Origin of the sequence: Pontibacter pamirensis, from assembly GCF_010015475.1 — a bacterium.
In the GTDB taxonomy this organism is placed as follows: domain Bacteria; phylum Bacteroidota; class Bacteroidia; order Cytophagales; family Hymenobacteraceae; genus Pontibacter; species Pontibacter pamirensis.
The window spans coordinates 76,981-86,841 of sequence record NZ_ML974109.1 but is presented as its reverse complement, the minus strand read 5'-3'; the positions used below and the strand labels follow the sequence as shown (position 1 = coordinate 86,841).

Sequence of the window (9,861 nt, the reverse complement as noted above, 5' to 3'; positions counted from 1 at the left end):
TTGGGAGAATCACCGTCTGGCAATACGCTTCCTACTGTACCACTTGAATTATGTGAAAGTAGCAAATAATATATCCTTACTTTAAATACACTACCCGGCAACTACTTGCGCCACAGTAATATTTATTTTGTATACGCTGCGCACCAGCATGCATGGTATGGCATATTCATCTAATATTCACTATACAGCATGTGTTATGGGAGCAACCTTTTTGTTTTCAAAAGGTATAAGAGGGAAGAGGATGTTGGTCTGTGGCGCTTCTTCCTGGAAAATGCCACATAATGGGTGTATCATGATTATCTGCAGGTTCATATTACGAAAGCTTTTCGAGTTCATTTCTTAGCTTTATTCAGCTGCTACCTTACGAAACTTTGTGCGGCCTTCTTTGTATCAGTTGTACATTTTAGCACGGTTTGTTTTTATATATTCAAAAAACAGCTTTACTTTGTAGCTACTACATGAGCGCAACTAATATATATAGCACCCCGTCTTCTTCAGCAATTCCTGTTGCTTCGGCTGCACATGTACGTTTCCATCACATCCATCATTCCTCGTAAGAGGAATACTACTATCATATTGCCCCCCAGGGTTTGTGCCCGATTTTGTTCTTTGCCAGAAGCAAAGGCACCATTTCTTGTTATACATAAAGACATAAAAAATACCTTGTATGCTACGATTAGCTATCCAGAAGTCCGGTAGGTTAAGTGAAGATTCGCTGAACCTGATCCGCGAGTGTGGAATCTCCTTTGTTAATTCTTCTCTGAAGCTTAAAACTGAATCAACCAATTTTCCGCTTGAAATTCTTTACCTCCGCGATGATGACATTCCGGGCTATGTGGCCGACGGTGTGGCCGATATTGGCATTGTGGGGGAGAATGTACTTGTAGAGGAGGGGAAACAGTCGCTGACGGTGGAGAAGCTTGGTTTCTCAAAATGCCGTCTTTCCCTGGCTGTTCCCAAAACAATGGAATACAACTCCATCCAGGACCTGAACGGGAAGAACATTGCCACTTCCTACCCAAATCTGTTAAAGGCCTACCTGCAGGAGCAAGGCGTGGAAGCAGACATCCATACTATCAGCGGTTCCGTTGAAATTGCCCCCAGCATAGGTCTGGCAGAAGCAATCTGTGATATTGTAAGCTCCGGGAGTACCCTTATCAGCAACGGCCTGAAAGAGGTAGAGCGTGTGTTCAAATCAGAAGCCGCCCTAATCGCCAACGACGACCTGAGCGAAGAAAAACGCGAGATCCTGGACAAACTCCTGTTCCGGATACATGCCGTGCAACGCGCCCGCAAAAAGAAGTATATCCTGCTGAACGCGCCCAATGAGAGCCTGGACGAAATCAGAGCCTTGCTGCCAAGCATTAAATCGCCTACTATTCTGCCGCTTGCCGAAGATGGCTGGAGTTCGCTTCACTCTGTTGTAAATGAGGATGACTTCTGGGAGATCATCGAGAAGATAAAAGCGGCAGGGGCACAGGGTATTTTAGTGATCCCGATTGAAAAGATGATTATATAAGCCATGCGCAAAATCATAAACCCAAAACAGGAGCAATGGCAGGAGCTGGTGAAGCGACCTACTAAAAACCTGGAGGAGTTGGAGCCGGGTATACTTCAAACCTTTCAGCTGGTGCAGGAGCGGGGAGATGCCGCCTTACTGGAACTGGCTGAAAAGTACGACGGCGTGAAGCTGCACAGTCTATTGGCCTCAGAGGAAGAATTCTCCCAGGCAGAATCAAAGTTGTCAGCGGAACTGAAGGGAGCGATTCTGCAGGCGTACAGCAACATTCAGGTGTTTCATACACAGCAGGCGGAGCATGTAAAACAGGTAGAAACAATGCCTGGTGTTACCTGCTGGCGTAAGAGTGTGGCCATTGAGAAAGTTGGCTTATATATTCCAGGTGGAACAGCTCCTTTGTTCTCTACGCTGCTGATGCTGGGTGTGCCAGCCCGTATAGCAGGATGCAAGGAACTGGTGCTCTGCACGCCGCCCTCCAAAGACGGAACGGTTCATCCTGCCATCCTTTACACGGCTTCCCTTTTGGGAGTGAACCGGGTGGTAAAAGCAGGTGGTGCGCAGGCGGTAGCCGCCTTGGCTTTTGGCACGGAGACAGTTCCCGCCGTTTACAAGATATTCGGCCCCGGAAACCAGTATGTGACTGTCGCAAAACAGTTGGTGAGCAAAACAGGCGTTGCGATCGACTTACCTGCCGGCCCCTCTGAGGTGCTGGTGATGGCGGATGACTCTGCCAATCCTGCATTTGTCGCCGCTGACCTGCTCTCGCAGGCGGAGCACGGGGCAGATTCGCAGGTGGTGCTGCTAACGAACTCCGAAAGTTTACTGGAGAAAGTAGAGCAGGAGTTAGAAGTACAATTAGCTATACTGCCACGGAAGGAATTTGCTCAGAAAGCCTTAGAGAATAGCCTTGGTGTTGTGCTGGGTAGCGTATCGGAAATGATGGACTTTTCCAACCTGTACGCTCCGGAGCACCTGATTCTTTCTATTCTTAATTTCGAAGAAGCCATTGATAGCATCACCAACGCTGGCTCTGTATTTTTGGGGAATTATAGCCCCGAGTCGGCAGGCGATTATGCTTCGGGTACAAACCACACCTTGCCTACCAATGGATACGCCCGCGCCTATAGCGGCGTGTCTTTAGACAGCTTCGTGAAGAAAATCACCTTCCAGTACATTACCCCGGAAGGTTTGCAGCAGATTGGAAGCACCATTGAAACTATGGCGGCCGCTGAAGGGCTGGAGGCACACAAAAATGCAGTAAGTATAAGATTGAAGGAGGTAAACCGTGTTTAACCTGAATGACATAATCCGGCCGAACGTGCAGAAGATGAAGGCCTATTCTTCGGCCCGCGACGAATTTAAAGGCGCTGCCAGTGTGTTTCTGGATGCCAACGAAAACAACCTCGGCAGCCTTGCCGGCGAAAATTACAACCGCTATCCAGACCCGCACCAGAAGAAGCTCAAGGCCCGCATTGCGGAGCTGAAAGGCGTGCAGCCAGACCAGATTTTCCTGGGCAACGGCAGCGACGAAGCCATTGACCTGCTTTTCCGGATGGTGTGCCGTCCTGGTCAGGATGCGATGCTGCACCTGCCGCCTACTTATGGCATGTATGAAGTATCAGCGAACCTGAACGATGTGGCGCTGGAGGCCGTGCAGCTGACTACGGATTTCCAGATCCCAGTCGAGGATCTGCTGGCGCAGGTGAAGCCCCATACAAAAATCATCTTTATCTGCACACCGAACAATCCGACTGGTAACGCAATTGAAACTTCGAGTATAGAGACTATTCTGCGTAACTTCAACGGGCTGGTAGTGCTGGATGAGGCTTACGTAGACTTCGGGCAAGTCCCAAGCTGGACCACAAGGCTAGATGAGTTCCCGAACCTCGTGGTGCTGCAGACTTTCTCCAAAGCCTGGGGTATGGCGGGTTTGCGATTAGGACTTGCTTTCGCTTCTGCCGAAATCATCTCGGTGCTGGACAAAATAAAACCGCCTTACAACATAAACGAAGCAACGCAGGAGCTGGCGCTGGAGGCGTTAACGCGTACCGAGGCGCTGAAAGATATGGTAGAGGAGATTGTGCAGGAGCGAACCTTGCTCATGCAGACATTGCCTACTTTAGACGCAGTGGAGAAAGTGTTTCCTTCCGATGCCAACTTTATACTGGTGAAGGTGAAAGATGCCAACGGCTTATACAAATACCTGTTAGGCGAAGGCATCGTGGTACGCAACCGCTCCAGCTTGCCGGGCTGTGAAGGATGTCTTCGTATTTCGGTGGGGACGCTGGAAGAAAACCAACAGCTGATACAAGCGATATCTGAGTTTGAATAAAATATTAAAAAGTGTATCAAGTAGCTCGTATCAGGTATCACGACACAATTTTGAAATCGTGATACCTGATATGAGCATCGAGCATCGAAAAAATAAAATGAAAAAAGCATTATTCATAGACCGTGACGGCACCATCCTGGTGGAGCCGAAAACGGATTTTCAGGTAGACTCATTTGAGAAGTTTGCCTTTGTGCCGGGCTCCATCAGCAACATGGTGAAGATTTTCCGGGAGCTTGATTATGAGTTTGTGATGGTGACGAACCAAGACGGTTTGGGCACAGACTCCTATCCGGAAGATACTTTCTGGCCTTACCAGAACAAAATGCTCGAGATACTGGAAAGCGAAGGAATCAAATTCGACGAAATCCTGATTGACCGTAGCTTTGAGCACGAGGGGCTGGAGACTCGTAAGCCGGGCATCGGCATGATGAAAAATTACCTGGCCGGCGAATATGACCTGGAGAACAGCTACGTCATCGGTGACCGCCAGACAGATGTAAAGCTCGCACAAAACTTAGGTTCAAAAGCCATCTTTATAGGTGATTCTAAGGCCGAAGGAGCTGCTCTGAGCACGAACAACTGGAACGAGATTTATACTTTCCTGAAGCAGCCTGCAACCCGCAAAGCAAGTGTAAGACGCAGCACATCAGAAACAGATATTCTTGTAGAACTTAACCTCGATGGTACCGGTAAAATGGATATTAAAACCGGTCTGGGCTTCTTTGACCATATGCTGGAGCAGGTGGCAAAACACGGAAAACTGGATTTGACTATTCAGGTAAAAGGCGATTTGCATATCGATGAGCACCATACGATTGAAGACACGGGATTGGCACTAGGCGAGGCCTTTCTGCAGGCACTGGGAGACAAGCGGGGCATTAGCCGCTATGGTTTTTTCCTGCTGCCCATGGACGACGTGCTGGCACAGGTGGCCATCGACTTCAGCGGCAGACCCTGGACAGTGTGGAACGGGGAATTTAAACGTGAGAAAGTAGGGGATATGCCAACAGAGATGTTCTTTCACTTCTTCAAATCTTTCAGCGATACCTCTAAATCTAACCTGAACGTGAAGGTGGAAGGGCAGAACGAGCACCATAAGATCGAAGCTATATTTAAGGCTTTCGCACGTTCCATCCGGATAGCCGTGGAGCGGGACCTGCTTGACACCTCTATACCAAGTACAAAAGGCACGCTATAAAAGCCTTGTATCTAACTGCAGAAGGAGTTGCTCATGCTGCTCTTTTTGCAGTTTTTTATTTAGTTCGAAGCCAGTCTTCTGCCTCTTCTTTGGAATCGAAAGTATTGATACATTCGTTTTCCTTCGCGTAGCGCAACGATTTATCCGTAGAGAGGCGGCTCAGTGTGCTGGGAGAATATACCCAGGCAAAGCACTGCATTCCTGCCGTATTCATCCTCGGAATCCAATCTTGCCCTACCCACTTTGAAGCGCCTGACCATATACCCTCCACATTTGTATTATCGTTCAGGATTTTGAAACACTGGTGCTCCTCCATGAAATGAAGTATTTTCTCACAACCTGCAGTTACAGTATCGTAGTTCACAAAACCACGCCAATTTACATAGATCCAATCGTCCATGTGATTTAACTCAATCACAATATAAGACTCTCTGTACAATATTTCGTTTCGTGCTAATTTCATTCTAAGATATTACCTTTTAGTACGAAGGCTTCAAATTTACTACGCAGAAACGAAGGATGCTACTAAATATAGATATTTAATTATATATTAATTACTACCGTTACTTTCAAATAAAGTGCAATACAGCCTAATTCATGCGTCTTCAACAGATTTATACAAACGATTGGTTACCCGGTTTTTACAGTAGAAGCAGCTACAACACCAAGAGAAAAGTATCCCGGCTACTGTTCAAATATACCAATTGGATTTTTTTTTAAAATTATTTCTAAGGCTTCCAATATCGCTGTTTTAATCTGTCATTGAAGACTTTAACTGCTCATTCCTGTTGCTCTCTTAAATGCCTTTCCTGAACCTGTGCCTGCTTATTTATATGGTTTCATGTTTTTTAGGTAACTTTAAGAGAGGCAGGTGATACTTAGCGGCAAGTGTGTTACCTGACTCCCTGCAGCACTTCTTAAAAATAATCGAAACCATATTTCCGCTGCTCAAGTTATTATAATAGAAGTTAGAGGCAGGAATATTTTCATTCTCTAATTTTGTAAATTTACAATTTCACTCCTCTCCGGGAGATACATGTCAGTATGAGGCAATATCTTTTTATATTTATCTTTCTAGTCTTTTCTTACCCCAATGCTTTTGCTCAGGATACTGATTTTAAAGATGCTGCCTCATCTGCTATCACTGCCGAAGCGGTTCAAAAGCTGGCAAAAGCAATTTCTTTTCAGACGGCTTCAGATGTTGATGAACAGGAATTCAGGTATTCTGAGTTTTTAAGCCTGCACGACTACCTTGGAGAGGCTTTTCCCGCCTTACACCAGCAATTGCAGAAAGAAGTAATTAACGGGTATAGCCTGCTTTATACCTGGCTTGGAACGGATCCTGACTTGCCCCCTGTATTACTGAGTGCGCACATGGATGTGGTGCCTGTGGAAGAGGAGACAAAGCATGATTGGCAACAGCAGCCATACGCGGGTGTAGTGAAAGACGGCTATATCTGGGGCCGTGGCGCACTGGATGATAAATACCGGGTGATAGCCATTATGGAAGCCGTAGAACAACTGTTGCAGCAGGGATACAGTCCGGAAAGAACGATTTACTTAGCTTTTGGGCATGATGAAGAGGTGGGAGGTACTGAAGGTGCAGGCAAAATAAGTGAATACCTGCAGGAACAGGGCGTAAAACTTGAAGCTGTTTTTGACGAAGGCCTGGCTGTGGCGAAAGGAATTTTGCCAGGAGTGGAAGAACCCATTGCTTTTATAGGTACAGCAGCGAAAGGGGGCATGAACCTGCAGCTAAAGGTAAATGGAGAGGGTGGGCATTCTTCTGCACCACCGCGCGACACGCCTGTTTCTATTCTGAGTGCAGCCTTGAACCGCCTGCAGAACACCCCCTTTGAAGCGCGCATGATTCCAACCACCAAAGAAACAATGGAGTTGATGGCAAACAAAATGGGTGGCAAGTACAAATTTGCCATGCGCCATTATGGCTTGTTTAAAGGAAAAATACTAAAGATGCTGGCAAAGGACCAAGCCACCGGCGCACTTATTCGCACACAAATGACTCCTACTGTTTTAGAGGCTGGCGACACCTATAATGTGATGCCTCGTATGGCAAAGGCTGTTCTCAACATCCGGATTCTGAACGGTGAGGATCAGCAAACGGTGCTGAAGCATGTAACTAAAGCAATAAATGACGAGCGCGTTCAGATAGAGATGAAGGGCAAGTATACGCCGCCGTCTCCCATTACCGCAACCGATACATGGACCTATGCCGCTTTAGAACAGAGTATAAGAGAGACTTTCCCGAAAGTGGCGCTTGTAGTGCCTGCTCTTTTCCCGGGTTCAACAGACGCGAGGCACTACACAAACCTCACCAACAACATCTATCGCTTTGGTCCGCAGGTGGTAACCCGCGAAGATGCTCAGTTGGTGCATAATGTAGATGAACGCCTGGAGGTGGAGGTATTCGAAAAAAGCATTGCCTTCTATAAGACGTTGCTTCGGAATACGTGTGGAGATTTACCGCTTCAGGTGGTGATGCAGCAGGAAGAGGCAGATCTGCTGCCAGATGTAACGGATAAATAAAAAAATGTGGCCAATTGTTGGGAGTTATCAAATTAGCCTCTATTTTTGTGAAAGTGGAGGAGAAAGTAACCTTCAATGTTAAAGACAGAAAGATAAGTGAATCAGAATTTACATACAGCATGGTGGTGGCACGTTGAAAAACAAAACGTGAACAGCTCTGCTATGTATATATGATGAAATAAGATAGCACACGATATTAGAAAAAAGCCCGCTGTTCACTGGAATAGCGGGCTTTTTGTTTAGCACCTTCTATAAAACGATGAAGAACTACAAAATCAGTACTACCTACAAGCGCCTGCTGGCCGATACGCTAACCCCTGTCAGCGTCTACCTGAAACTGCGGGACCGCTTCCCTAATAGCATTCTGCTCGAAAGTTCCGACTACCACGGCGCCGAAAACAGCTTCTCCTATATCTGCTGCAGCCCCATGGCCAGCATCAAAGCAGAGAACGAGGTGCTGACAGAAACCTTTCCCGACGGCAGCATCCGCCACACCCACATTACAAAAGAAATAAATGTGCCGGAGCGACTGGCTGCCTTTTCAGGAAGCTTTGATGTTGAAGAGCAAACCAAGTTTAACTTCATCCATAATGGCCTGTTCGGTTACATGAACTACGATGCCGTGCGGTACTTTGAAGATATAGAGCTGAACCTTCGCCCGGACCGCCAGCAGATTCCAGACCTATACTATGCGGTATACCATTACATTATTGCTATCAACCACTTCACAAACGAGGCTTTTATTTTTGCTCATAGCTACAACCAGGGCAGCGACGATGGTATTAATCAGCTTGAGGCCCTGCTAAACAGCCGAAATATTCCAAGCTATACTTTTAAAACTGTAGGAGAGGAAGAGCAGAACATCAGCAGCCACGACTATCTGAAGAACATTGAAAAGGCCAAACAGCATTGCTTCCGGGGCGATGTATTCCAACTGGTGCTTTCACGTCGTTTTGCACAGGCTTTTCAGGGCGATGAATTTAATGTATACCGTGCGCTGCGCTCCGTTAACCCTTCGCCTTACCTTTTTTACTTCGACTACGGTAGCTTTAAAATCTTTGGCTCCTCACCGGAGGCACAGCTGGTGATAAAAGACAAGAAAGCCAGCATCTTCCCAATTGCCGGCACTTTCAGGAGAACAGGCGATGACGCTGCTGATGCCGCCCTTGCCGAGAAATTGTTGGCAGACCCGAAAGAAAACGCGGAGCATGTGATGCTGGTAGACCTGGCTCGTAACGACATCAGCCGCAACGGCCACAGTGTGAAAGTGGAGACCTTCCGCGAAATCCAGTTTTATTCCCACGTCATCCATCTGGTATCCAAAGTATCAGGAGAACTGAACAAGCAGGAGGATTCGTTGCCGATGATTGCCAGCACCTTTCCGGCGGGTACGCTCTCCGGTGCTCCCAAGCACATGGCCATGCAACTCATCGACCGCTACGAAACCACCAACCGCGCCTTTTATGGTGGCTGCATTGGCTTCCTTGATTTCAACGGGAACTTTAACAGCGCCATTATGATTCGCTCTTTTTTGAGCAAAGACTATAAATTATACTACCAGGCCGGTGCAGGCATTGTGGCCGCTTCTAACCCGGAAAGCGAGCTGCAGGAGGTAGACAATAAACTGATGGCACTGCGCCGTGCCCTTCAAATAGCCCAGGAAATTAACTGATATGGAAGTTCTTGTTATAGATAATTACGATTCCTTCACCTATAACCTCGTGCACCTGCTGCAGGAGTTAGGTGCACAGGTAACTGTGCGGAGAAACGATAAAATTACGCTGGAGGAAGTAGGCGCTTTTCAGAAAATCATGCTATCACCAGGTCCGGGTATTCCGGATGAGGCAGGCATATTGAAAGATGTCATCCGCACTTATGGCTCGAACAGGAGCCTGTTTGGGGTGTGCCTCGGACATCAAGCCATTGGGGAGGTATACGGAGGCAAGTTGTTTAACAGCAACGAAGTATGGCACGGAATCGCCACACCTGTGCGTATTGTAAGTGAGGATGAGCCACTTTTCCGGAACATGCCCCAGCAATTTGGTACAGGCCGCTACCATTCCTGGTTAGTGGAAGAGGAAATGCCGGATTGCCTTATACCAACCGCCGTAGACGAGGCAGGCCGTATCATGGCGCTACGCCACAGAGAGCATGATGTGCGCGGCGTGCAGTTCCACCCGGAGTCAGTGCTGACAGAGCACGGCAAGCAGATTATTAAGAACTGGCTGGAAAGCTGAGGTTGACAAAGGATTGTTCGACAAAGGA

The 9,861-nt window shown here is 47.4% G+C and carries 8 protein-coding genes; 7 read left to right on the top strand and 1 reads right to left on the bottom strand.

Features of this window, described 5'->3' with window-relative positions; all coding sequences use genetic code 11:
- Positions 1-667 precede the first annotated feature (667 nt).
- The 4 genes from hisG (at position 668) to hisB (ending at position 5,049) form a co-directional block, all read left to right on the top strand.
- Positions 668-1,519 carry an ATP phosphoribosyltransferase gene (gene hisG / locus E1919_RS00470; protein ID WP_394351735.1) on the top strand — a complete coding sequence of 284 codons (852 nt, stop codon included), beginning with the start codon at positions 668-670 and terminating at the stop codon, positions 1,517-1,519.
- Between the two features lie 3 nt (positions 1,520-1,522).
- Positions 1,523-2,812, top strand: a complete 1,290-nt coding sequence (gene hisD, locus E1919_RS00465; RefSeq protein WP_162051387.1) for a histidinol dehydrogenase — start codon at positions 1,523-1,525, stop codon at positions 2,810-2,812.
- A complete protein-coding gene (gene hisC, locus E1919_RS00460) occupies positions 2,805-3,851 on the top strand; it encodes a histidinol-phosphate transaminase (protein WP_162051386.1) in 1,047 nt (348 codons plus the stop codon). The genes hisD and hisC overlap by 8 nt, the downstream gene beginning before the upstream one ends.
- Before the next feature lie 97 nt (positions 3,852-3,948).
- Positions 3,949-5,049 (top strand): bifunctional histidinol-phosphatase/imidazoleglycerol-phosphate dehydratase HisB, encoded by a 1,101-nt coding sequence (hisB, locus tag E1919_RS00455; protein WP_162051385.1) that lies wholly within the window; start codon positions 3,949-3,951, stop codon positions 5,047-5,049.
- A gap of 55 nt (positions 5,050-5,104) precedes the next feature.
- Here hisB and E1919_RS00450 read toward each other — a convergent pair whose 3' ends face one another.
- Positions 5,105-5,512, bottom strand: a complete 408-nt coding sequence (locus E1919_RS00450; RefSeq protein ID WP_162051384.1) for a hypothetical protein — start codon at positions 5,510-5,512, stop codon at positions 5,105-5,107.
- Positions 5,513-6,093: 581 nt separating this feature from the next.
- On the opposite strand from E1919_RS00450, the gene E1919_RS00445 reads away from it, so the two are divergent.
- The 3 genes from E1919_RS00445 (at position 6,094) to E1919_RS00435 (ending at position 9,833) form a co-directional block, all read left to right on the top strand.
- Positions 6,094-7,596 carry a M20/M25/M40 family metallo-hydrolase gene (locus tag E1919_RS00445; protein WP_162051383.1) on the top strand — a complete coding sequence of 501 codons (1,503 nt, stop codon included), beginning with the start codon at positions 6,094-6,096 and terminating at the stop codon, positions 7,594-7,596.
- A 259-nt stretch (positions 7,597-7,855) separates the two neighbouring features.
- Positions 7,856-9,268 carry an anthranilate synthase component I family protein gene (locus E1919_RS00440; protein WP_162051382.1) on the top strand — a complete coding sequence of 471 codons (1,413 nt, stop codon included), beginning with the start codon at positions 7,856-7,858 and terminating at the stop codon, positions 9,266-9,268.
- 1 nt (position 9,269) lies between these two features.
- Positions 9,270-9,833 (top strand): anthranilate synthase component II, encoded by a 564-nt coding sequence (locus E1919_RS00435; RefSeq protein WP_162051381.1) that lies wholly within the window; start codon positions 9,270-9,272, stop codon positions 9,831-9,833.
- Positions 9,834-9,861 lie beyond the last annotated feature (28 nt).